We start from the raw sequence: 24,063 nt of genomic DNA on the forward strand, positions 1-24,063 counted from the left end.
CCTCAGTGTGAATGGGTCGCCGGGGTCGGCATTGCGGGCATAGCCGCGGCGTCTGGCGTCCCACTCTTCCGGGCGCGCATGCGGTCCAACGCCCCGGCGATATTCGCCTCGGAATCAATCAGGAACAGGCCGCTGGAGACCACCTTCTCACCTTCCGTCAGACCGGAGCGGATAGCCGTTAGCCCCTGAGATTCATGGAATACGGCAACCTGCTTCGGCACAAAGCGTCCGTCGTTATCCACGGTGATCACCCGCTGCTCGCTGCCCGTATCAATCAGCGCTTTGGACGGGATCAGCAGCATCGGCTCACTTTGTGTTTTCAGCTTGAGGTAAGCATTCATCCCCGGCTTGAGTGCCTCGTCAGGGTTTTCGACCTGCAAACGTAACTGGAGGGTACGCGTCGTGGCATCCACGCTCGGCAAAATACTCCACTTGCTGATGGTGAATGTTTTATCCGGCCAGGCGGGTACGGTAATCGCAAACTGCGAGGCGTCTTTAATCAGCCAGGCGATAGACTCCGGGACCGATGCGCTGACCCACACCGGATCCATGCCCTGAATTTTTGCTACCACGTTATCTTTCGAAATGTTCATGCCGGTGCGCAAATCAAAGGCGGTGATCACCCCATCGATGGGCGCGCGCAGGGTGAAGCGGGTTTGAATTTTCCGCGTCGATTTTAAGCGCTGGATGTCCTGTTCGGGCATCCCGGCCAGACGCAATCTTTCGAGAATACCGTCGACTTGAGTGGCGGTACCGCCGGTCTCGCGCAGCAGAAGATATTCGCTCTGCGCTTCAACCCAGTCGGGGATGGTCAGATCAATCAGCGGCGCGCCTTGCTTAATTTTATCGCCAACGGTCAGCGGATACACTTTTTCGATAAATCCCGCTGAGCGGGCCTGCACAATCACAAACTGATATTCGTTATAGCTAACGTTGGCCGGGAACGTTTGTGCATACTGCAGCGGTCCACGACGTACGGCCTCGGTTTTTAGCCCCAGATTTTGGGTTTGCGTCGGATCGATTCGCACCCCTGCGGCGGCGTCGCTCGCGGTCTCTTCATCGGCATATTTCGGGATCAGATCCATATCCATAAACGGCGATTTACCCGGCTTATCAAAACGGGTATTCGGATACATCGGGTCATACCAGAACAGGACTTTACGCGCTTCTTTTTGCGCATCGGGGCCACTGTCAGTCGGGACGTTTGCTGATGACAAATAAGGATAGATACCGACGGCAATAACCCCACCGACAATCATGCTGGCAAGAATAAGCGCGGTATTTTTAATATTTAAAGACGCCATAGTGATTTCCATTGCGCGAGTGTCTCACCCGCGTTCAGAGAAAACGGGTGAGAATAAAAGAGACCTGCGACTGCGTTATTGACTGACGTGAATATCACGTAATACAGAGAGATTTCCCTGTTGAACAAAGGTAAAGGCGACCTTATCGCCGGGCTTAATATCATCAGCCTTCGTTTCCGGGACCAGCGTAAATCGCATGGTCATCGCAGGCCAGTTCACCGCCGGAATAGGTTCGTGCTTGATGGTGATTTTTTTGCTCGCCATATCAATAGATTCAATCACGCCCGTGGCGCTGATGACTTGCTCCTGCTGGGTAGCGGGCTGCATATTCATCATCTCGCCATGCTGATGCTCATTGGCCTGAGCGTTAAACATGACCACAGACAACACAGTAAACAAAGCGGCTTTAGCGGTACTTTTCATGTCATATACTCCTGAGAATTTATAATTAAATATCATTCAACCCAGCCGCCGCCTAAGGCAGCAAACAGCTTAATTTCATTAACCTGCTGGGCGTAATTAAGATCGAGCAGTGATTGCCGGGTAGCGAATAAAGAACGCTCTGCGTCCAGTACTTCGATATAACTCACCGCACCATGTTGATAGAGCGCTCTGGCGCGTTGCAGCGTGATTTGCAAAGAGTCCAGATAGCGCTGCTGAGCGGTAATTTGATCTGCCAGGCTTTGGCGCAACACCAGCGCATCCGCCACTTCTTTAAACGCGTTCTGGATTTTTTGTTCGTAATTCACCACCGACTGCTGCTGACGAATTTCGGCCAAATCGAGGTTTGACTGATTACGTCCGGCGTTAAAAATCGGAATATCGATTTTGGGTACGAAATTCCACATGCCGCTGGCGGCATTAAATAAGCTGGAGAGGTCACTGCTGCTACCCGATAGCGAACTGGTGAGAGTAATGGACGGGAAAAAGGCCGCCCGTGCAGCACCGATGTTGGCATTTGCCGCCATTAATGCATGCTCGGCTTCTAAAATATCCGGTCGCTGAAGCAGTATTTGCGATGGCAGCGACGGCGGCAGCGTCACCGCGTTGATATCACCGTGGCTACGTGCCCGGTCATCCGGTAATTTCCCGTAGGAGCCAAGCAACAGTTGCAGCGCATTATTCGCCTGCGCCAGTTCGCCTTTACGTTTGGCGATATCGGCGCGCGTGCTTTCAATTACGCCCCGCGCCTGTTCCAGCGCCAGCACGTTGGTGCTACCGGTTAACAGTTGTTTCTCAACAAAAGCGTATGAACGCTGATAGTTTTGCAGCGTCTCTTCGGCAATTTTCAGCTGCGCGTAAGCCAGTCGCTGGTTGAAATAACTTTGCGAGACGTTGGAAATTAACAAGATATGCACCGCCCGACGCGCTTCTTCACTGGCAAAGAAATTCTGTCGTTCGGCTTCACTCATATTTTTCAGGCGACCGAAGAAATCCAAATCGAAACTGAGATTCAGCCCGGCCTCAAATTCTTTCTGCGTGCTGGTTTCGCCTTTAAATTTGCCGCTATAGGTACCGCTGGAGCCAGCATTAAGCTGCGGATAGCGGTCTGCGTCCGTCACCCCATATTGTGCTCGTGCTTCCTGAACCTTGAGGGTGGCCATGCGCAGATCACGGTTATTCAGCAACGCCTCGCCAATCAGCGCTTTCACCTGATCATCAACGAAAAAGGTGCGCCAGCCCGTATCCTGGTATCCCTGTGGTGCCGGTACCAGCGCATTCTGGCTCAACGAAAATTGCTGCGGTATCGGCATTGCCGGACGCTGATACTCCGGCGCCAGCGAACAACCGGCCAGAATAAAAACAACGCTGAGAGTAAGAAGCTTAAATTTGCACATAGTTCTTTTCGTCCAAACCGGACTGGAATGTGAATTTATTACCGTGCACCTTACCGAATCGACTCTGTTTAAGCGGTGACAGGAAAATGACAAAGCTGTCATTTTCCCAATAACTCATTGCTATCCGATCCCGCTTCTCTAGAATTGAAACCCGCACAGCCAGTGGGTGAAGGAGAATGTGATGAAGATTTTGGTCGTCGAAGATGAGAAAAAAACCGGCGAATACCTGACGAAGGGCCTGACGGAAGCCGGTTTTGTTGTCGATTTGGCGGATAACGGCCTGAACGGGTATCACCTGGCCATGACCGGCGATTATGACCTGATCATCCTCGACATCATGCTGCCTGACGTGAACGGTTGGGATATCGTGCGTATGTTGCGCAGCGCTAACAAAGGCATGCCGATTCTTCTCCTCACCGCGCTGGGCACGATTGAACACCGGGTCAAAGGCCTGGAACTGGGGGCGGATGATTATCTGGTGAAACCCTTCGCCTTTGCCGAACTGCTGGCTCGGGTCAGAACACTGCTGCGCCGTGGCGCGGCAGTGATTGTCGAAAGTCAGTTTCAGGTTGCGGATTTAATGGTTGATCTGGTCAGCCGAAAAGTCACCCGCAGTGGCACCCGCATTACCCTTACCAGCAAAGAATTTACGCTGCTCGAGTTTTTCCTGCGCCATCAAGGGGAAGTATTACCCCGCTCGCTGATTGCCTCACAGGTCTGGGACATGAATTTTGACAGCGACACCAATGCGATTGACGTCGCCGTAAAGCGCCTGCGTGCCAAAATTGATAATGACTTTGAACCGAAGCTGATTCAGACCGTACGCGGTGTGGGGTATATACTTGAGGTACCGGATGGCTATTAAACGCCTGCAGCGCCCTTTTTCGCTGGCCACGCGACTGACCTTTTTTATCAGCCTGGCAACCATCGCTTCGTTTTTCGCCTTCGCCTGGATAATGATCCACTCGGTGAAAGTCCATTTTGCCGAGCAGGATATCAACGATTTAAGAGAGATCAGCACCACGCTGGAACGGATCCTTAATCAACCCAACGAACCGGAATCCCGGCGGCTGGAAATCTTAAAAAACGTGGTTTCCGGTTACTCTAACGTTATTATTTCACTGGAAGATGCTAACCAAAAAGCCATTTTCCATTCACCTGGTGCGCCGGATCTGCGTCAGTTTATTACCCATGCGAAACCGGATAAAAACGCCGGTAATAATAATGTCTTTTTAATCTCCGGCCCCATGCTACGCACGCAAAATCACGAGCACGGGGAAAACACGCCCTCCAACTGGCGCATGATTCGTTTGCCGGTAGGCCAGTTAGCGGACGGCAAACCGGCCTGGACGCTGTATATGGCGTTATCAATAGACTTTCATCTGCACTATATTAACGATCTGAAAAACAAGCTAATTATGACGGCGTCGCTGATCAGCATGATGATTATTTTCATCGTATTGTTCGCCGTCTATAAAGGTCATGAACCGATCCGTAACGTCAGTCGCCGTATCCAGAACATTACCTCCAAGAATCTCGATGTCCGCCTCGATCCCCAGGCCGTACCGATAGAGCTGGAGCAGCTGGTCGGGTCGTTTAACCATATGATCGAACGCATCGAGGATGTGTTTAAACGCCAGTCTAATTTCTCAGCGGATATTGCCCATGAGATCCGCACCCCCATCACCAATCTGGTCACCCAAACGGAAATCGCACTTAGCCAGCCCCGTAGCCAGAAAGAGCTGGAAGATGTGCTCTATTCCAATCTCGAAGAGTTTGGCCGAATGTCGAAGATGGTGAGCGACATGCTGTTCCTGGCACAGGCGGACAATAATCAATTGATCCCGGAAAAGACGGCACTCAACCTGGCGGATGAGGTCGGTAAGGTGTTTGACTTCTTCGAGGCGTGGGCAGAAGAGCGCGAGGTAAGTTTACGCTTTGAGGGCCGCGCATGCTGGGTGTCTGGCGATCCGTTAATGCTGCGCAGAGCCCTGAGCAATTTGCTGTCGAACGCCATGCGTTACACTCCCAAGGGCCAGTCGGTGACCGTACGGGTAAAAGAGGCGGACGAACAGGTACACATCATTGTCGAGAATCCCGGCACGCCCATCGCCGCGGAGCATCTGCCGCGACTGTTCGACCGTTTCTATCGCGTAGACCCATCACGACAGCGTAAAGGTGAAGGGAGCGGTATTGGCCTGGCGATTGTGAAATCAATTGTCGCGGCCCATCAGGGAAAGGTGGCGGTCACCTCTGACACCCGCGCCACCCGCTTTATTCTGACACTGCCAAAACACGCAAATTAGCCCTGCAGGGTGGCACGAATGTGCCATCCGCTGACCTGCTGGCATTTTTATTGATTCTCTGACGTAACCGTCATAATTCTGTCACCTCGCTGAGCGCGCCTGCTTATTATCATTTCTTCCGTAAACCCATACTGGAGAAATATGATGAACAAGATGTCTTCTTTTTTTGCTATTGCATTTTTTATCTCAGCTGGCGTGAATGCCGCAGAAAGTGTTGATACCCATCAACAGGCGGCGATGGCCCATGAAATGATGAATAATAGCGATGCCCCTGCCCATCAGAAAATGGTGCAGGCACATCAGATGCAAGTACGTAATAGTCAGTCCACTAAGGCCGTTGCGCCGTCATTTCCACAAATGGATGAGCATGAAAAAGCAATGGTTGTACATGAGTCAATGAATAACGGTCATGCGTTTTCACATCAGCAACAGGCAGAAAAACATCGCCAACAGATCCCCGCGCAGGGATAACTCATGTACTATTCTGGATGAATAACACCACTCTCCCATTACGGATGGAAATTCCATGAATAAGCTATTCAGCGCCTTTGATTTTCAGCAAACACGTCAGCGCCTGCTGGCCAACATAAAATCACATGGCCTTGTTTTATTTGGTGAGTTTGATCATGCCAAAGCTGCTGCCGAGGTGGAATTAATACTTCCACCCACTACGGTACTTATTTTTGGTAACCCCAAAGGGGGTACTGCGCTAATGTTGCAGCATCCAGAATTAGCGCTCGACTTACCCTTCAGAGTATTAGTTAGCCAGCAACCGGACGGGCTGGTTTGGGTCGGTTTTCATCCGGTCGAAACGCTGGAGAAATACGGGCTGGATACGCATGCTATTCAGGCACTAAAAAAACTGGAAAATCTTGTAGAACAAAGCATTGCCAGCATTGACTGAGTCACACACGCAGGCTTATTGTTCAATAAGTCTGCATTTCTCATTACCTCCTTCATTCTTTCTCTCCTCGATTAATGTCAATATTAATATTCCATTAAATCGCACATCAAAAATTAAACAACCTCCAGAATAATAAATGAATTGTATACAATACGTAAAATACCTACGTATTATGTTGTATATCCCCATAATTTAACGCCCTCAGAAAATATAAATTAGGAATCCCCCTGGTATGCACCGTTAATATTTAATGGGAAACTTTCTTCGTCATAAACATGACAGCAATAAAATCAATATTCCTATAAATAAATTTAATGATGATAGTGAGTAACAGAATGAATAAACGTCTGCTGGCCATCTTTGTTCTGGGTCTGACAACCGCGACAACTGCATGCGCCATTACCCCGGCGATGCAGAAAAAATATGAACGCTCAGGCTGTACGCAAATGAGTGAACTCAACGGTTGCGATGTGAATAAATCCTATGAGTGGAACCGCGATCACGGGTTTATCGACAATGCGGAAAACCATCATCAGCGCCATCATCGTCATGATGAAGACCGCCAGAACAGCGGTAATCAGGATAATCATGACCAGGCCGGTATCGACGGTAAGTTCACCGGTAATTACGTGGCTAAATTTGAAAACGGTCAACGCAGCGTTGATATTCACGTAGAAGATTCCGGCGTTTACATCAACGGCAATGAAGTACGCGATGTGAATACCTATAAAGATACGATGACCTTCCGCGTGGGGTATGCCACTTACACCCTGAAAGCGAACGGCCGCGGTAGCTGGAACGATAGCGACGCCGGTAACGCTGGCAAGATTGTGCGTGAATAACGGATGACACCACAATGAAAAAACTGATATCTGCACTGGTAATCATGGCCAGCCTGGCAGGCTGTGCTGAGCATCCGTACCTGTCTGCCGCAGCCGCAGGTGTAGGCGCTGCAGCGGTTGCCACGGCGATTGCTAACCACAAGAATCGTGAATCCAAACGCGATAAAGAGCATAAACGCCAGGAGCAGGAAGACAGAGAAAACCAGCACGCCTGGCGACATCACCACCGGCATGACGACGACAACGACCAGTACTATCGCCGCTGAGTAGCCCCGAAGAGCGCTGAGATCACAGCGCTCTTACTTTCCGTGCGTTACAGTATGACGCTTTAATGCCGGAGTCTGGTATGGCTTTAACCCTTACGGTATTGCTTGAAAACACACGCGCTGCCGGTGCTGACAAATCATTGCAGGCAGCCCCTGGGTTAAGCCTGCTCGTCCAGGATGAAACAACCTCTGTTTTGTTTGATACCGGGCCGGATGACAGCTTTAAGCTGAATGCCGCGAGAATGGGCGTTGACCTGTCTCAACTTACCGCCGTGGTACTCTCGCACGGGCATTACGATCACTGTGGCGGCGTGCCGTGGCTGGCGGATAATACGCACGTCATCTGCCATCCACACATTGCCTGCGAGCGTTATTCTGCAATCACCGTTGCCGGATATAGCCAAAAAATCAAAAAATTATCACGCGAGAATGATTACTCTCGCCTGCATATGACCTATACCCGCGAGCCATTCCCGATTAGTGAGCGCTTTCTGTGGTCCGGAGAAATAAACGTGCCGACGCCACAGGCTTACGGCGTTATTCAGGAGCAAACACCCCAACCGGATTACATCACCGACGAAGGCGTATTGATTTATCAGTCTGAGCGTGGACTGATCATTATTACCGGCTGCGGGCATCGAGGAATAGAGAACATCGTCCGCCATTGTCAAAACATTACGGGTATCACCAGGATCTACGCCCTGATCGGCGGCTTTCATTTACGCGCGGCGTCGCCGCAAAAATTGTGGAAAACGCGTCGGTTTCTCCGTCAACAAAAGCCCGAAAAGTTGCTCGGCTGTCATTGCACCGGTTCGTGGGGACGTTTTTGGCTGCCCGGAACAGACGCGCCAGCAACGGGAGATGTGATTGTTCTGGCTGAGTAAAAACGGCATACCCAATAAGGAAAACGGAAGCCTCGCGGCTCCCGTTTTATCTTCGTAACAGGAGTGAGTTAACTATCACTACATCGTAACGATAGCGGGCTCATCAAATACGGTCAGTTTTGGCGCTTCGCCGGTATATTTTTCTGCATACACCAGACTGGTATTGCCTGCACAGCCATTCGCCAGTCTTGAGGTTGGAATATCTGCCGTCAATACGTTGGCGCCGCCGTTTTTACAGATACCGTTTTCAATATCTGGCCAGGCCCCTTCATGAATACAGATGATCCCTGGTTTGATTCCATCGCTGACGTGCGCCCCAACCAGCACCTGTCCACGACCATTCCAGACGCGTACCAAATCCCCTTCGACGATACCTCTGGCTTTTGCATCGTCCGGGTGAATAGTCACCGGTTCGCGATTAGCAATCGCGTACTCTTTACGCAGCGCAGCGTAGTTCAGCTGGCTATGCAGACGATGCGCCGGATGCGCCGTCAGTAACTGCAGCTGATCCTTATCCGCAGAACCTTTCCACTCATCCGGTTCAATCCATGACGCATGCGGCGGACAGTCTTTGTATTTATAGCCCTCAATCGTTTTCGAGTAGATTTCAATCTTACCGCTCGGCGTACCGAGCGCGTTCATCACCGGATCGCTGCGGAAATCGGCGTAGCGCACATATTTGTTGTTCTTCTCATTTTCCCGCATTTCTATCAGTTTATTCTGCTGCCAGAATGCGTTGAACTGCGGCATAGCCACACGCTGGGCGCGGGCGGCTTTTTGCGCAACGTCGTAGAATTGCTTCAGCCACGCCATTTCGTCTTTGCCTTCGCTATAGACTGCTTTTCCGCCAGGCTTGAGCATTTCGGCCAGATCAGCAAATACGTCAAAGTCATTCCGCGCTTCAAATTGCGGCTCAATGACCTGCTTCATCGGCACCAGGTGCTGATTACTGTAATCGCCGGTCATGGTCAGATCGTTACGCTCAAACGAGGTGGTGATCGGCAGGACAATATCGGCATGTTTGGCTGCGGCCGTCCAGTAGCACTCCGAGATAACAACCAGTTCGGGCTTCTGCCAGGCTTTAATTAAGCGGTTGGTATCCTGATGATGAGTAAAGTTAGCGCCACCCGCCCACCAAATCATTTTGATCTCCGGGAAGGTCTGCTCTTTACCATTATGCTGATATTTTCCGCCCGGATTCTCCAGCGCTTCGACGATGCGCGCTACAGGCAGGTTCGTCACGGCATCAGAAACCGCCCAGTCATTTCCTGCTGACGAGCCGCCCTCAATTTTGGCCGAAATCGCCGGTAATACCCCGCCGGTACGCGTCGGGTTTCCACCGTTGGAGTAGTGATAAGAGAAACCAAAACCACCGCCTTCGGTACCAATTTGCCCGAGCATTGCCGCCAGCGTCACCAGCATCCAGTGTTTTTGCTCACCGTATTGCTGACGTTGGATCCCCCACCCAGCCATCAGCATGGTTTTGTTACTGGAGAAAATGTCTGCCAGTTTCTCCAGCTGTTCCGCAGGTACGCCACACACACCTGATGCCCATGCAGCGGTTTTCTCAATACTGTCGCTCTTGCCCAGCAGGTACTCTTCAAACTGCGGATATCCGGTGGTGTATTTTTCCAGGAATGCTTTGTCGTGGAGATTTTTCTTCACCAGCGTATGGGCAATGCCGAGCATCATCGCAACGTCAGTGCCCATGTTAGGCGCGATCCAGGTGGCATTGTCCCCAAAGAATTCAATCGTTTCAGAACGCATCGGATCGATTGCGATGACGCTTTTCCCTGATTTCTTCAGCAGATTAAAATATTCGATACCTTGTTCGTCCGTACTGCTCCAGGCAATTTTTAATGTATTCAGCGGGTTCATACCCCACAGCACTACGACCTGGCTGTGTTCCAGCACCATAGGCCAGGTGGTTTGCTGTTCGTAGACTTCAACCGATCCCACAACGTAGGGCATGATGACCTGCGCGGCCCCAGTGGAATAATCCCCGGTATGCCCGGCATATCCACCCGCCATGCTCATATAACGTTGCAGCAACGTTTGTGCTTTATGCAAAACCCCGCTGGAGCGCCAACCGTAAGAGCCAGCAAACACCGCGGCTGGACCGTAACTGCTGCGGATCCGGCTATGCTGTTCATGAATCAGTTTTAGCGCCTGCTCCCAACTCACCCGCACAAAAGGATCGCTGCCGCGTTTGCCGTCCGCTTTACCCGGATTTTCCAGATAGCTTTTGCGCACCATCGGATATTTTACGCGGATATTGGTGTGCACCTGGTCCGGCGCAGTTTGTTGTAATGAATTCGGTACTGTTTTCGGTAATGCACCTTTTGAAGAAACAACCTTGCCGTCTTTTACTTCCACATACACAGCTCCCCAACGTGCGGCCGTCAGGATTGCCCCGCCATTTTGGCCTTCCGCCCAGGCTGGCATCGGGATCACCGAAGAAATCGCCATAGTCCCGGTTGCCGCGCCAGCCGTCTTGATAAAGTCACGTCTTGTGAGTTTCATGATTTCTCCTGGTGTTATCGCTTATTTGTTCATGTCTTTCGCGTTGTACTGGAAGTAACGGCTCAGGATATCCAGTTCGTTTTCACTGATATTGGTGCGCGCGCCCATCCCTTTTGCCACTGAAGGCCAGGCGTTGAGCGTAAAGTGATTAGCAGGAATCGGTGCATGGCAACCTGCGCAATACACATTGTCGAGCTTGCGGGCGTAATCCCACATCGGTTCGCGACTGGCGAGCGCGGAGCCACTCCATTCTCCTTGCAGAGCCACGTCCCGCCACGTATTGCCGTAGTCATCCTTTTTCCAGTCGGAGAGAACCTTGAGCGATTGCTGTCCTTTTTCACTGAGGCTTGCAAGGATCAAACGCTGCCCAGCCGCGTAGTAAATAACCTGTTCACTTCCCTGCATCTGGCTGCCGCGGATCTCCACCAGCCGTGAATTTTCCATTGATTTCAGTACCTGCATTTGGGTCGCCGGATAAACCGTTCCCAGATCCCCGAGTGGGGTATTACTGACGGCATAAAGTTTTTCTGCCGTTGCAGGCGTAGAGGCAGACTGTGCTTCGAGCCCTTTTAGAGCACTGTCATCCATTTTTATTTCAGGAGGGAAATGAGCGACGCCTTTGTGGCAATCAATACAGGTTTGTTTTTCCGCAATCCCCATTTTGTGCATTTTCTGCGCATCGGCGCTTTGTGCAGCAAGATCCATCGCATCCATACTGTGGCAACTGCGACAAGTCGCCGAGTCGCTGGCTTTCAGTTGCGCCCACACGGTTTGCGCCATTTCCAGGCGATGTTCTTCAAACTTTTCTGGGGTATCAATTTTCTTAGTAACGAACTGATGATAAACATCTTTTGTTGCCCGGAGTTTGGCAACCAGGAAATCAAGTCCTCCTTGTGGAATATGACAATCCGCACATTCAGCGCGAATACCTTTCTTATTTTGAAAATGGACCGAACCGGTATATTCCTCATTAGGTGCTTGCATCGTATGGCATGACAGACAAAATTCAGTACTCGACGTTTTATGTAATGTCCATTGCCCAGCCAAAACGATCACAGCCCCCAGAACAATGCACAGCAGCATTGTCCATAGAATAGTTTTATTTATTTTTCTCATTTTTCATTCCCACAGGCAACCTACCCTTTAATAGGTAGACAGTAATTACACTGGCTGGGTTACTTATTGATATTCATCAAGGCCAGAAGGAAATGAGAATCAGCAGATAGGCAAGTTTGAAGGCGATCGCATATTTATTACAACAGAGGTTTTTCTTTAAAATTCAACATAAAAACAGAACAATAAACCTAGCGATAAGTTTAATAACCCATTATTAAATAAAATATCAGTTTAAAAAGTGGAAGACCCAGTCCAGGGGCATCTATCCCCCCCAAAAAATACTACGTTATATAAATAAATACATAATGAAAAGGAAAAAAATGAATCTCTTTCACCAGGTATGAGATAGGGAGATAAGCACCTATTCTTGATCTGGCTGCTTATTATACAGGTTATCAATTCGCTACACTCAGGATGGCGGTATAACAAACAAGAGGTGGTGAATATGTATCGTTCTATTCTGGTGCCGATTGATATCTCTGAAACCGATGTAACGCGTCAGGTGATCCCACAGGTCGAGGCGCACGCAAAAACCGCAAAGGTCCATTTTTTAGCCGTTATCCCTACTGTCCCATTCTACGCATCACTGGGACTGGCCTACTCCAATGAATTCCCGGACAGAAGTGGCATTCAAGCTAAGGCCACCGAAAAGCTGCAAGAGATTGTTAAACAATTCAACATTCCTGCCGGCAGGACGGAACTGCACGTCGTTTACGGCCCGCCTAAAGATCAGATCTTAAAGTTAGCGGAAGCGGTAGATGCAGAACTCGTCATCATCGGTTCGCATAAGCCGGGTTTTAGCACTTATCTGCTGGGTTCAACGGCCTCCGCCGTGGTGCGCCACGCAAAATGCCCGGTGCTTGTAGTGCGGTGACATGCCGACAAAAGACCATACATACGGGAGCGAATCAGCTCCCGTTCTTATTCGTTTCGGATTTCCTGAGTCTCGCAGAAAAAGTCAAATACGGAGCGAATGGTGGTTTGTTGCAATGGCGAATACGACAGGGATGATTAGAGAGGAATGCTGTAAAATGGTACGCCCTGTAGGATTCGAACCTACGACCTACGGCTTAGAAGTTCCTAGAACCACCTTCTAAGTTAATAACATACCCCGCCAACACTGCGCTCACACGTCCCATCTTCGAAAAACATGCAAAGCCTTACAAACCGATGCAAAGCTTTGTGTGTCCCGTTTTTGTCTCACCCACCAACATCACAGGTCGATCGTTCCCCATTCAGATGCTAAACTTTCGGCCTCTAAGAATTCACTGATTTTTATAATGTTAAAGCTATTCGCCAGGTACACATCAATAGGTGTTATCAACACGCTCATCCATTGGGTAGTGTTCGCCATTTGCATATACGCATTTCATACGGGGCAGGCTCTCGGTAACTTTGCAGGATTCGTTGTATCTGTGTCGTTCAGTTTCTTTGCTAATGCAAAATTCACCTTCAAGGCATCAACCACAACTATGCGCTACATGCTCTACGTCGGGTTCATGGGAACTCTTAGTGCGGTTGTTGGCTGGGCAGCAGATAAATCAGGCCTGGTACCAATAGTAACGCTCGTAACCTTTTCCGCTATCAGCCTGGTATGCGGTTTTATTTACTCGAAATTCATTGTCTTTAGGGATGCGAAATGAAAATTTCTTTGGTCGTTCCGGTCTTTAACGAAGAAGACGCTATACCTATTTTTTATAAAACGGTTCGCGGTTACGACGAGCTGAAAAAATATGAGGTGGAAATAGTCTTCATTAACGACGGTAGCAAAGACGCAACAGAATCAATCATAAACGCGCTTGCTGTTGCCGATCCGCTTGTGGTTCCTCTGTCATTCACCCGTAATTTCGGAAAAGAGCCGGCACTTTTCGCCGGGCTTGACCATGCAACTGGTGACGCAGTAATTCCAATTGACGTCGATTTGCAGGACCCAGTGGAGGTCATCCCAAACCTGATCGAAAGGTGGAAGACTGGCGCTGATATGGTGCTTGCAAAGCGCTCTGACCGTTCAACTGATAGCCGACTGAAGCGGAAATCTGCAGAATGGTTCTATAAACTTCACAACAAAATCAGCAATCCGAAAATCGAAGAGAATGTTGGCGACTTCCGGCTTATGTCCCGCGAAGTAGTTGAAAACATCAAGCAAATGCCAGAGCGTAACCTTTTCATGAAAGGGATTTTGAGTTGGGTCGGCGGTAACGTAGAAGTGGTTGAATACGCACGAGCAGAACGCGTTGCTGGAACAACAAAGTTTAACGGGTGGAAACTGTGGAATCTTGCGCTGGAAGGAATTACCAGTTTCTCCACGTTCCCTCTTCGTATCTGGACGTATATTGGACTGAGTGTTTCATTATTCGCATTTCTGTACGCAGGGTGGATGATTATCGATAAGCTAATCTGGGGTAATCCAGTCCCTGGCTATCCATCGTTAATGACCGCTATCCTCTTCCTTGGTGGAGTGCAATTGATTGGGATTGGCGTTCTTGGTGAGTATATGGGGCGCATTTACATTGAGACCAAGAAAAGACCAAAATACATATTGAAAAGGAAGGGGTTATAACGTGTATTGCATTAAAAAAAAGGAATCTCAGACGTTTCTTTTATCGCTTGCTATTTGTTTTGCGCTAACATTTTTAATAGCGCTAAAAACACCTATGCATTCTGATGACTATCTCTATGCTATAAAGGGCTTAACGCTTGAAAGTCATTACAACCATTATGTAAAATGGAGTGGCAGGGTTGTTTCAGACTATATAAGTCCGATTCTTCTGCTTCTTCCTCATTGGTTGAGAGCGATTATTAACTCACTTGCCTTGGTTGTTTTAATTTGGTCTATAGTTCTTTTCGGGAAACAAGAAAAGAATATTAACTTCAAAGACTCCATTTCAGTCCTGTTAATATCAGCTCTGTACTACATTGCCAATAGCAACCTTGGGCAAACAACTTTCTGGATTGTTGGCTCTGCAAATTACCTATGGACAAATATGTTCATAGTTTGCTTCTTATTGTGCATTAAAAGAAAAGTAAATGTTGTAGTAACTTCTTTGTTCGCCTTCTTTGCTGGATGCTCAAATGAGAATACATCTGTCGTAGTTATTCTCTTGACTGCTTCATATGTGATTTACCAGTTCATCATAAGAAATGGAGATTATAAAAAAACCATCTGGTATTTGGTGTTGAATGTTATAGGTTGCTTGGTGCTATTACTTTCTCCAGGTAATATGGAGCGAGCAAAGTTCTTTGAGGAATGGTTCAGCAAGCCTCTTATTAGTAGGCTATTCGAGCATGTAACTTATAGAATTCCAACCATGGCAGAGCACTTCTGGGCGTTACTGTTGGTTATGGCAGTTGTCTCTATCTTATTTTCTCTTAGAAATAATAGCGATAAATCCCGAATAAATATTAACTCCACTCTATGCTTGGTTTTTGTGGTCGCAGCAATTGCATCCATGTTGGTAATGTTTGCCGCGCCATCTTACCCCCCGCGATCAGGAAATGGTACTCTTGTACTTTTGATGATTTCGCTTTCTTTGATGATTGGGCAAACAGTATCTGAAGATAATAAAAAAACAGTTGGTTGTGGCCTTGTATTAATATTGTTATCAATAATGCCTTTCTTCGTACCTGCGTATTACCTAATGCACAAAGAGTATTCAAATACGTTTGACCAAGACAAGATTAGAATGGCTCTAATTGAAAGACTTAAGAATGAAGGCCGCCGCGACTTTAAAATTCCAAATTTCTTCTTTGGCCAACTATCTAGCGACAGATATAAATTTGATTTGTATCATAACAAATGGTCATACGGTGCTTTCTTTGGAGTAAATTCCATAGATGTCGGCTACTCCAACTTTGATTACTCATCAATTTTGAATAGCAAAGAAATTGTTGTCAACAAAGAGCTAATACCGAAACAAGCTATATTGAAGAAATTATACATATCTAACAAGGGGTATCTGATATTTATTACCAATCGTAATATGTCACTACCTGACAATGGAGAAGATAAGCTTTTCATACATGTATACTATAAAGACAAGAGTAAATTTAAAAATTACGACTGCTATCCCAAGTCGATGATGATTGATAAAGATTTTGTCACTGGCATAAAAGCAGATACCAGCAACGTAGATTACATACATGTAGGCGTTTTTAGTGGCTCGGTAAGAAAAACAGATTTAATTATTAAAGTTGATTAATAAAAAACCCCCGGCAAAGTAATCATATCTATGCCAGGGGTTTTTTACGCAGATGCGTTCATCTTAAGCCAACTCGTACCATTCCATTGCCATGCTATTACTGGATCAGAAGGAAATGATGCAGGTGATGCTCGGTAACACATAAAACCAATTGGAGTTATTGTTACAGGGATTGTTGGCGTCCCACTATTTCTCATTATTGACTTACTCCATCCGCAAAATGTTGGTAACATGCAAGCGTTATAACTACTAAAATAAGAGCAACCAATAACTCCTGTTTTACCAGCATCAACCGTGATCCTTAATCTATACGCCTTTGTTTTATCATTAGTTGGAGCCGATATGCGGTATAATCTCCATCCATTACTAGTTCCCATTAGAGTATATTTATCAATAGGCATATAGATAGTATTGGAACCTGACTGGTCCTCGATAACAATTTCCACCGGATCATCGCCCCTGTAGAAAAATGCCCCTCTTATATATCCTGACTGTGTTTTAGTAAGGTTGGCAATTATTCTACATCTCACCGATGCATTACTTACTCCAAAGTATCTTCCTGCCCCACCTGGTTCCAATGCATCATCAAATGATATTGCCTCTCCTGGTATTGTTAGCAGTGAATAATCCTCTGGAAATCCTTTCTCGTTAAGAACAGACCAATCACCAGATGGACAAAGGTTATTGCAGGATAGGCTTATAGTCTCACCTCCTTGCTGCCCTGCAGTTGGATCTAATCCAAGCGCTGATGTCATATGGCTCATAGTTGATACCCAGCCATTGAACTGAACTCTACCACCAAATATTGACCAAGGCCCCCTAACCTTGCCGTTACCAGTCACTTCTCCATATAGTCCATATACATAGTTTAACTGAGCAGGAATAGATTGGTTATCAAGTAGGTAATCAGATGACCCTGATGTGTCAACACTAATAAACACATTTGCATTACCCTCATAGTTACCACCTCCAGATCCAACCCCTTGGCCAAGAATTACCAAACCACCACCGCTAATTTGAGTGAAGGTATTTTGGTTTACAGAGCCTTCAAAAATATTAATATAAAGCTTACCGCCTCCGGAAGTCGTCCAGGTCTTTATACGAGAGAAGTTATTCCAATAACTACCGCCCCCCCATGTCGAAAGCCCAGGGATTGGAAGAGCACTTGTTGAACCCTTTATTGTTACATCACCTATAGTATCAATATTCTCAACATTTATATGCTGAATACCCTGGAAGATTAGGTTCTTACACGATATTCCTCTGATATGGTTTCCTTTCACATGCAGAATCGTAAACTCACCATTTGGCACCCTGCCATCCCATACCATGTCACACCTAATAATCATCCTACCAAGCAACGCATGATTACGCGTCCTACTCGACACCGGGCGGGAAGCGAATTAAGGAAAGCCTTGGGACTTCCGACAAGCGGCTCGCTACTGAGCTACATGACAAGCGCAAAGCTGAATTGTGGCGAGTAGACCGACTCGGAGATTTCCCTGACGTAATGTTTGATGATGCCTGCATGCGATGGCTGGAGGAAAAGGCAGAGAAGAAATCACTGAAGGATGACCGCAGCCGTATGGCTTTCTGGCTGGCGCATTTTGAGGGGATCCGGTTAAAGGATGTGACCGAGCAAAAGATTTACTCAGCAGTGAACAAGATGAGCAACCGCAAGCAACTTGAGATATGGAAAATTAAAGCTGCAGCGGCGCAGAAGAATAGAGAACCAGCGCCAGTCTATTCAGCTAAACCGGTCACCACCTCCACCAAGGCCAAACATCTGGCATTGATGAAGGCAATTCTGCGGGCGGCAGAACGTGACTGGAAATGGCTGGAGAAAGCGCCGGTAATCAAGGTTCCATCGGTGCGCAATAAACGCGTCCGGTGGCTGGAGGCAGATGAGGCGAAAAGGCTGATTGATGAATGTCCGGAGCCGTTAAAGTCGGTTGTTAAGTTTGCGCTGGCAACCGGCCTGCGTCGTTCGAACATCATCAATATGGAATGGCAGCAGATCGACATGCAACGTCGTGTTGCCTGGGTGAACCCTGAAGACAGCAAGTCAAACCGCGCTATTGGCATAGCGCTGAATGACACTGCCTGTAAGGTTTTGCGTGACCAGATTGGCAAGCATCATAAATGGGTGTTCGTGCATACGAAAGAAGGCATCCGGCCTGATGGGTCAAAAACGCCAACCGTGAGAAAGATGCGCGTCGATGATCAGCGTGCATGGAACGCAGCTTGCCGCCGGGCCGGTATTGAGGATTTCCGATTCCACGACCTGAGACACACGTGGGCCAGTTGGCTGATTCAGTCCGGAGTGCCGCTTTCTGTTCTGCAGGAAATGGGAGGATGGGAGAGCATCGAAATGGTACGTCGATACGCTCACCTTGCGCCGAACCATTTAACGGAACACGCGAAGCAAATTGACTCAATTTTCAGTGATGATGTCCCAAATATGTCCCATCTGGAAAATAAGGAACTTGCAGAAAATGGTTAAGTTACTGAAATATAATGGTACGCCCTGTAGGATTCGAACCTACGACCTACGGCTTAGAAGGCCGTTGCTCTATCCAACTGAGCTAAGGGCGCATTGCGAAGTGAAGACTTCATGCGGATGAAACGCGTGAATTATACGGTCAGCGCCTGCTGAGTCAATGCCTTTTGTTCTGGTTGCTTGCGAAGTGTACGAATGGTGGTTTTTTCTGCTCGTCCACGGGTATCCAGGAAATCACCTGGTAACAACTGAGGCGCCGTAAAGCCCGGTTTAAGGTTAAATGTATTTAGAAAATTAATGATTTTGCTTAACATTCTCCTACACCCTTCCCTGCGGTTTAGGATCCCTTCAATGTTAAGTATCGCCATCAAAGACGAAAATAGTCACTTCGAACATGGTCTGAAAATCATCATTACTCGTCTGACGAATCAGTGGCGTCAGGAGATTTGCTTCTTGCCTGTCGACGATATCGATCGTGCAGACATCGCCTTTTTATCGCTGGATGAAGAGTGGCTCAGCGCGGGCTGTTACGAAATTCCCCACCACACCCGTCACCAGCATCGGGTCATTATTTGCAGCAAATGCGATAAAGATAAGCTGATGTTCAGGCCCTGCCTGTACATGCTACCGCTGATTTATCGCGAAGATGATGTCGAAGAGATCGGCAAAAAAATGGTACTCATTTTGCAAAAACGCGCACTCCGTTCCAGCGTCCCTGCCACCATCTGTCACTACTGCACCACCCGCAACTTTTCCATTGCAGAGCGTCAGTTTTTAATGTTCCTCGCCAGCGGATATACCTCCGCCGAAACCGCACAGCTTCTTGCACTTAGTGAGGTAGAAGCGAAGGTAACGCGTCGGAGTATTATGAGAAAACTGCAGGTGAAAAATGAACAACAATTCTTAAGATACATCAGGGTTAACCTGAGTTTTCTACAAAATTGAACCGTTTCTTATGCGCTGGAAACTTTATGAGAAATGTCTCATGTGCAATTAAGTATATGCGCCTACTGCCCCCATTTCTATGCTGCCACAATAATGCCTATGTGTTATTTCCGGGGTAAAAATAAAACACTCTCGGTAATATTTGCTCCGCGTGGGAGAATATCATGATGCCGAGCCTGTTATTGTGCAACGATAAATATGAGTACGCACATCCTTCAATAAAAAATGATGCTAACGTTCTACTTTCAACACTGAAATTAGAACCCATTGTCGAGTTATCGACTTCGCACCGATACGGCTTTGAAGTCCTGACCCACCTCCCGCGAAAAATGAATAGCGAGAACTATTTTCGCCAGCTTTCTTTCGCACAACAACAAAGCCTGTTTTATCGCCAAATAGCCAACATCGTACATTATCAGCCCGGCTACGTTTATTCACTGAACCTGCCGATGAAGGCCTTTCTGAACTGGACGTCATTTCATTGCCGTGATGTTACGTATCCACCTAACCTTGTCATCGAAATACAGGACCCTGCTACATTCCTTTTGCTCAATGTTGCTCAACGCCATGTGGCGTATAACGCTATGCAGCATGTTGAAGCGTCAGGCACCCCTATCTGGATGGATGACGTCAATGAAGAATTACTCATCGCATTCATTGAGGCTAATTGGCACCTGTCAGGCATTAAACTGGATAAAAATACCTTTTGGACACTGAGTAAAAAACCCAGCAGGCTCCAGCAGATCATTAAGAAAGGACAAGCAATCGCAAATCAGGTGATTGTCGAAGGGATTGAAACCCAAACGCACAAGGAAATTGCCCAGCGAGCCGGCGCAAAATTGGGTCAGGGGTATTTATGGACCGCCATTTATCCAGGGCAGGAGAAATAAAACGGAAAGGAAAACAGGAAGGATGCGCAGCGTACTACGTCGGGAACGACATCGCCGTTTACAAAACACTCACTGTACCCATCAATATCATCACTGTGCGCCGCAGGTATTTGACCGGCTTGAGTATCTGGCACAAAAAATCAATTATACATTACCGGGAGACACTGTATCTCAGGCAATTATCACCACTGATTACTATCTCGCATTTACACTGAACCGCTATTTATTTTCAGGTACCCGTACGGCTGTTTTCCAGAATTTTGAGTCGGCGCTCGACAGTCTGCAATCCCCTGAATCCAGTCAGTTAGTGATTGATATGGAAGGATTGCCATTCTCATATTTCGAGACGCTCCAACAGTTACGCCTGCTGGTTAAACAGCGTAATGACATACAGATTTTTTTATTACTCAACGATAATGACGAAAGTCTGGGTAAATTTATTGCCATGACCGGTCCTTTTTATGTTCTCCCCCGCCGTCAGCGCCTTGCAGACATACGTCACGCTTTATTATCGCCAAATCTAAATAATATTCATTCTTCGCGTTTAAACCTGGCTGACTGGGAGATGGTTTCATTACTATTGCAAGGTGAATCCTTAAAAAAGATTGCCTGCATACAAAACCGGCCTTACCACCGGGTTATCTATCGTCTGAATCAACTGATTACGCACCTCGGATTGCCACACCGCCAACGTTTTTTGCATCTGATACACCGTCTTAACGCTACCTCTCATCATTTAATTTAACACCATAAACCTTTGTGAAATAAGATTTTTTAGGAAATTACTTATTTATTACTGAGACGCCCCATGTAATTTTTACATAAATTTAATATTTACAACTAATCCTGGTATTATGCCTGCGGCGTGCAAAGCACTTAACCCTACGAACTCTGTGCATTACGTCGTAATGGCCATCTAAGACCTCCTTAACAAAACCTAAACAATCAGCCTGTTGTGTTGTTTTTAGTATTTTAAAAAAACTTTCAATCTGCCATAATTAAAACAGAAGGAAAATAATACTAACAATCGTAAGCATATTGGGTTCTTTCAGGATATCGTAACAGCCATTAAGAAGTTACTTACCGCAAGACTTTTCCGAATGAGTAGAGTAGGTATAATCCCTACTGTTTAATGATTAATTGTAAATTTTTCCTGGTGTGAAATGGATATTCCACACACTCATTGTTCTTACCAAGAACGGCTGAATAAACAAGGATGAAGTCTTATTTATTCGGTTCTTCTCGCAGAACAACCCTTGGCTATTTGACAATATTAATAACGCCTGATGTTTTATCAAAATCGCAAGATACACGAACAGTTTGAGGCATACAACAATGAAACCAGCATCCGTTATCATTATGGACGAACACCCTATTGTCAGAATGTCGATAGAAGTGCTGCTCGAAAAAAATAGTAATATCGAAGTGGTACTGAAAACTGACGACAGTCGTACAGCAATTGATCACCTACGCACCTATCCTGTCGATCTCGTCATTCTGGACATTGAACTGCCTGGTGCCGATGGATTTACCCTACTCAAGAGAATTAAATCACTGCAGGAAAAGACGCGGGTTCTGTTTCTGTCCTCAAAATCAGAATCTTTTTACGCCGGACGCGCTATCCGGGCAGGTGCAAATGGTTTTGTCAGTAAACGCAAGGACCTGAATGATATCTACAATGCGGTGAAAATGATCTTATCCGGTTATTCTTTTTTCCCGTCAGATACGCTTAACTTTATTAATAACATTAATATACGTAAAGGAGAGCTGAATGACATGCCGCTTTCCAATCGCGAGGTCACGGTGCTACGTTATCTGGCAAATGGGTTATCCAATAAAGAAATTGCAGAGCAGCTATTACTCAGCAATAAAACGATCAGTGCGCACAAAGCCAATATCTACTCCAAACTTGGTTTGCATACCATTGTCGAGCTGATCGATTATGCGAAAATGCATGAATTAATGTAACACCACTCCCGACGAGATGACGTTCGGGAGTGAGTGGTCAGTTATAGTTGATCATAAACGTCGCATCAGCCCTGGCAAGTCCGGGCTGGACCCCATCCGCTAAGGCAATATAGTTGGCGAAAAAGGTCAGTGTGGCATTGCCATTTTCGTCAATACTCACCGTCTGGCTCACCTGTTCGAGCGGCAACCGTGTACGATCGCTGTCATGCAGTTCAATCGCCACCTTTTGCGCCATCGCCGTATTATCCAGCGCCAGTAGCGTGGTACCCGCTGCCGGCGTACCGGAAAAGGTGATTGACGCCGACCCAGGCGGGCAGCCTTCCAGCTTTAGCGAAAAAGGAACCGGTTGGGTGGTATCACCACTGGTTTTTAACTGCTTTGTCGGCCAGGTACCGAGGTCCACGTATTTATTGCTGTCGCTGGCAATCACGGCACAGGTAAAGTCCACTACATTACCGCGCAACTCAATATTGATCTCGCCCAACGACGTATCCGCCCGACTTAGCGAGGTAAACGACAGCAAGGCAGCAACCACCAACAGTATGCGAATGACCATTGCGCGCCTCTTAGTCATAATCTACTCGCAGATATCCACGGGCAGTAAATGGCCCTTCCGCCGGTTTATTGCCCGTCACGCTAACCGGCCACGCCCGGATACTGACGCTCGCCGCGGCGTTATCATCCAGGCGAAACGGAATGGTGCTGGACAGGTTGTTAGGGGTTAGCGGTACGCCGCTGCTGTCGGCAACAATAAAGCCTAAATCGGCGTTGTCCGACACCATCATTTGCCCCGAAGATCTTTCAGCCTCCACGCGCATGGTCAGGTAGGCCTGCGCGGCAACATTGGTACATTTTATGGCCATCGTTTTAGTCTGCGGGTTAACGCCTTCTGGCCGATTTCCAGCCCCAGCTTTGCTAAACAACGACGCGCCGATATCACCAAAATCAAACTCGACAACCTGTCCGGCATTCACTTCGCAGTTTTGCGGCACCTCGACCTTGCCGCTGTAGCTGATGGTGTATACCGGCACACTCAGGGCATCGCCGATGCTGGTCGTGACATAGACCCTAAACATCGTTTGGCGGGGGATTGGTACCATGTTAATAAATGAGCGGATCACTTTTAATTTGAATACCAGCTTTGAATCCATGACGCCAAAGGGTTTCTGCTTAGGTACGTTTGGGTGAGTTCCCATACGAATATCGTTACGTGGAGGATAAAACAGCCCGGCATAGCTGTCGGTGATACTCATAGCCCCCAACAGGTAATCATTCAGCTTCAAATACTGAAAGCCCCCTTCCGTACTTTGCACCGGGAGTTCCGTCACGTAGCTGCGGTAGGTGTAATTTACCGTCGTCCCCGCAGGACAGGTCGCATTAACCCCAACCCAGCCGGACTTTTCCGGCAACGTCACGACCTGACCGGGGCGGTTATTACTGCTGTTAAAGACGTTCGACAGATCGTAAAACACATCCGTCGGCGTGCCATTCGAATTCTGGCAGACCGTGGCCCATGACGAATTTGCCAGCAGCAGTAAAGCGCTCCCGAGTAACCAACCAGTTTGTCGTTTCATCGTA

General features: G+C 47.6%; 23 protein-coding genes, 1 tRNA gene and 2 pseudogenes. 16 read left to right on the forward strand and 10 right to left on the reverse strand.

Annotated elements, in window-relative coordinates; translation table 11 throughout:
• Window positions 1–2: 2 nt before the first annotated feature.
• The 3 genes from AC3ITF_RS16365 to AC3ITF_RS16375 form a co-directional block, all read right to left on the reverse strand.
• Window positions 3–1,304 (reverse strand): efflux RND transporter periplasmic adaptor subunit, encoded by a 1,302-nt coding sequence (locus tag AC3ITF_RS16365; protein ID WP_117342175.1) that lies wholly within the window; start codon window positions 1,302–1,304, stop codon window positions 3–5.
• A 75-nt stretch (window positions 1,305–1,379) separates the two neighbouring features.
• Window positions 1,380–1,727, reverse strand: a complete 348-nt coding sequence (gene cusF / locus AC3ITF_RS16370) for a cation efflux system protein CusF (RefSeq protein ID WP_115259162.1) — start codon at window positions 1,725–1,727, stop codon at window positions 1,380–1,382.
• Window positions 1,728–1,759: 32 nt separating this feature from the next.
• Window positions 1,760–3,142: an efflux transporter outer membrane subunit gene (locus AC3ITF_RS16375; protein ID WP_181539949.1), complete on the reverse strand. Its 1,383-nt coding sequence runs from the start codon at window positions 3,140–3,142 to the stop codon at window positions 1,760–1,762.
• Window positions 3,143–3,323: 181 nt separating this feature from the next.
• Between AC3ITF_RS16375 and cusR the strand changes: the two genes are divergently transcribed.
• From cusR to AC3ITF_RS16410, 7 genes and pseudogenes are all read left to right on the forward strand, one after another.
• Entirely contained in the window at window positions 3,324–4,007 is a 684-nt protein-coding gene (cusR, locus tag AC3ITF_RS16380) for a copper response regulator transcription factor CusR (RefSeq protein ID WP_489175844.1), read from the forward strand.
• Complete coding sequence (locus AC3ITF_RS16385; RefSeq protein ID WP_489175845.1) at window positions 3,997–5,448, forward strand: Cu(+)/Ag(+) sensor histidine kinase; 1,452 nt, start codon at window positions 3,997–3,999, stop codon at window positions 5,446–5,448. Before cusR ends, AC3ITF_RS16385 begins: the two co-directional genes overlap by 11 nt.
• Window positions 5,449–5,592: 144 nt before the next feature.
• Entirely contained in the window at window positions 5,593–5,919 is a 327-nt protein-coding gene (locus AC3ITF_RS16390; protein WP_489176451.1) for a copper-binding protein, read from the forward strand.
• 52 nt (window positions 5,920–5,971) lie between these two features.
• A pseudogene (locus AC3ITF_RS16395) lies at window positions 5,972–6,352 on the forward strand (DUF302 domain-containing protein); the annotation flags it as partial.
• A 335-nt stretch (window positions 6,353–6,687) separates the two neighbouring features.
• Window positions 6,688–7,194, forward strand: coding sequence for a hypothetical protein (locus AC3ITF_RS16400; protein ID WP_117342170.1), 507 nt, complete (start codon window positions 6,688–6,690; stop codon window positions 7,192–7,194).
• Between the two features lie 14 nt (window positions 7,195–7,208).
• A complete protein-coding gene (locus tag AC3ITF_RS16405; RefSeq protein ID WP_096757980.1) occupies window positions 7,209–7,460 on the forward strand; it encodes a membrane lipoprotein lipid attachment site-containing protein in 252 nt (83 codons plus the stop codon).
• 80 nt (window positions 7,461–7,540) lie between these two features.
• The gene (locus AC3ITF_RS16410; RefSeq protein WP_137400225.1) at window positions 7,541–8,344 is read left to right on the forward strand and encodes an MBL fold metallo-hydrolase; all 804 of its coding nucleotides are present in this window, start codon (window positions 7,541–7,543) and stop codon (window positions 8,342–8,344) included.
• 78 nt (window positions 8,345–8,422) lie between these two features.
• Here AC3ITF_RS16410 and AC3ITF_RS16415 read toward each other — a convergent pair whose 3' ends face one another.
• Both AC3ITF_RS16415 and AC3ITF_RS16420 read right to left on the reverse strand, forming a co-directional pair.
• Window positions 8,423–10,867: a trimethylamine-N-oxide reductase 2 gene (locus AC3ITF_RS16415; protein WP_096757982.1), complete on the reverse strand. Its 2,445-nt coding sequence runs from the start codon at window positions 10,865–10,867 to the stop codon at window positions 8,423–8,425.
• 21 nt (window positions 10,868–10,888) lie between these two features.
• Window positions 10,889–11,983 carry a NapC/NirT family cytochrome c gene (locus tag AC3ITF_RS16420; protein ID WP_489175846.1) on the reverse strand — a complete coding sequence of 365 codons (1,095 nt, stop codon included), beginning with the start codon at window positions 11,981–11,983 and terminating at the stop codon, window positions 10,889–10,891.
• A 445-nt stretch (window positions 11,984–12,428) separates the two neighbouring features.
• Here AC3ITF_RS16420 and uspF point away from each other — a divergent pair, with 445 nt between their 5' ends.
• From uspF to AC3ITF_RS16440, 4 genes are all read left to right on the forward strand, one after another.
• Complete coding sequence (uspF, locus tag AC3ITF_RS16425; RefSeq protein ID WP_096757984.1) at window positions 12,429–12,857, forward strand: universal stress protein UspF; 429 nt, start codon at window positions 12,429–12,431, stop codon at window positions 12,855–12,857.
• Window positions 12,858–13,263: 406 nt separating this feature from the next.
• Window positions 13,264–13,626 carry a GtrA family protein gene (locus AC3ITF_RS16430; protein WP_489175847.1) on the forward strand — a complete coding sequence of 121 codons (363 nt, stop codon included), beginning with the start codon at window positions 13,264–13,266 and terminating at the stop codon, window positions 13,624–13,626.
• Window positions 13,623–14,543 (forward strand): glycosyltransferase family 2 protein, encoded by a 921-nt coding sequence (locus AC3ITF_RS16435; protein ID WP_489175848.1) that lies wholly within the window; start codon window positions 13,623–13,625, stop codon window positions 14,541–14,543. The genes AC3ITF_RS16430 and AC3ITF_RS16435 overlap by 4 nt, the downstream gene beginning before the upstream one ends.
• 1 nt (window position 14,544) lies before the next feature.
• Entirely contained in the window at window positions 14,545–16,182 is a 1,638-nt protein-coding gene (locus AC3ITF_RS16440; RefSeq protein WP_489175849.1) for a DUF3329 domain-containing protein, read from the forward strand.
• A 44-nt stretch (window positions 16,183–16,226) separates the two neighbouring features.
• Here the strand turns inward: AC3ITF_RS16440 and AC3ITF_RS16445 are convergent, their stop codons facing one another.
• Window positions 16,227–17,513, reverse strand: a complete 1,287-nt coding sequence (locus AC3ITF_RS16445) for a hypothetical protein (RefSeq protein ID WP_489175850.1) — start codon at window positions 17,511–17,513, stop codon at window positions 16,227–16,229.
• Between the two features lie 38 nt (window positions 17,514–17,551).
• On the opposite strand from AC3ITF_RS16445, the pseudogene AC3ITF_RS16450 reads away from it, so the two are divergent.
• Window positions 17,552–18,685: pseudogene (locus tag AC3ITF_RS16450) on the forward strand (site-specific integrase); the annotation flags it as partial.
• A 15-nt stretch (window positions 18,686–18,700) separates the two neighbouring features.
• On the opposite strand, the gene AC3ITF_RS16455 reads toward AC3ITF_RS16450, so the two are convergent.
• Window positions 18,701–18,777 (reverse strand) — tRNA-Arg (locus AC3ITF_RS16455).
• Window positions 18,778–18,816: 39 nt separating this feature from the next.
• Window positions 18,817–18,996: a hypothetical protein gene (locus AC3ITF_RS16460; protein ID WP_115259164.1), complete on the reverse strand. Its 180-nt coding sequence runs from the start codon at window positions 18,994–18,996 to the stop codon at window positions 18,817–18,819.
• Window positions 18,997–19,033: 37 nt separating this feature from the next.
• On the opposite strand from AC3ITF_RS16460, the gene fimW reads away from it, so the two are divergent.
• The 4 genes from fimW to fimZ all read left to right on the forward strand — a co-directional run bounded on the left by fimW (window position 19,034) and on the right by fimZ (window position 22,485).
• On the forward strand, window positions 19,034–19,627 hold the full coding sequence (gene fimW, locus AC3ITF_RS16465) for a fimbria biosynthesis transcriptional regulator FimW (RefSeq protein WP_117342168.1): 594 nt from the start codon (window positions 19,034–19,036) through the stop codon (window positions 19,625–19,627).
• A 164-nt stretch (window positions 19,628–19,791) separates the two neighbouring features.
• The gene (locus tag AC3ITF_RS16470) at window positions 19,792–20,517 is read left to right on the forward strand and encodes an EAL domain-containing protein (protein ID WP_182292460.1); all 726 of its coding nucleotides are present in this window, start codon (window positions 19,792–19,794) and stop codon (window positions 20,515–20,517) included.
• A 22-nt stretch (window positions 20,518–20,539) separates the two neighbouring features.
• On the forward strand, window positions 20,540–21,262 hold the full coding sequence (fimY, locus tag AC3ITF_RS16475) for a fimbria biosynthesis regulator FimY (RefSeq protein ID WP_489175851.1): 723 nt from the start codon (window positions 20,540–20,542) through the stop codon (window positions 21,260–21,262).
• Between the two features lie 590 nt (window positions 21,263–21,852).
• Complete coding sequence (gene fimZ / locus AC3ITF_RS16480) at window positions 21,853–22,485, forward strand: fimbria biosynthesis transcriptional regulator FimZ (RefSeq protein ID WP_117342165.1); 633 nt, start codon at window positions 21,853–21,855, stop codon at window positions 22,483–22,485.
• Between the two features lie 37 nt (window positions 22,486–22,522).
• Here the strand turns inward: fimZ and sfmF are convergent, their stop codons facing one another.
• Together sfmF and fimH are read right to left on the reverse strand one after the other, a co-directional pair.
• Entirely contained in the window at window positions 22,523–23,041 is a 519-nt protein-coding gene (gene sfmF / locus AC3ITF_RS16485) for a fimbria assembly protein (protein WP_489175852.1), read from the reverse strand.
• A gap of 10 nt (window positions 23,042–23,051) precedes the next feature.
• Window positions 23,052–24,059, reverse strand: a complete 1,008-nt coding sequence (fimH, locus tag AC3ITF_RS16490) for a type 1 fimbria D-mannose specific adhesin FimH (RefSeq protein WP_117342163.1) — start codon at window positions 24,057–24,059, stop codon at window positions 23,052–23,054.
• Window positions 24,060–24,063 lie beyond the last annotated feature (4 nt).

This window comes from Citrobacter sp. KH_055_1 (assembly GCF_057838705.1).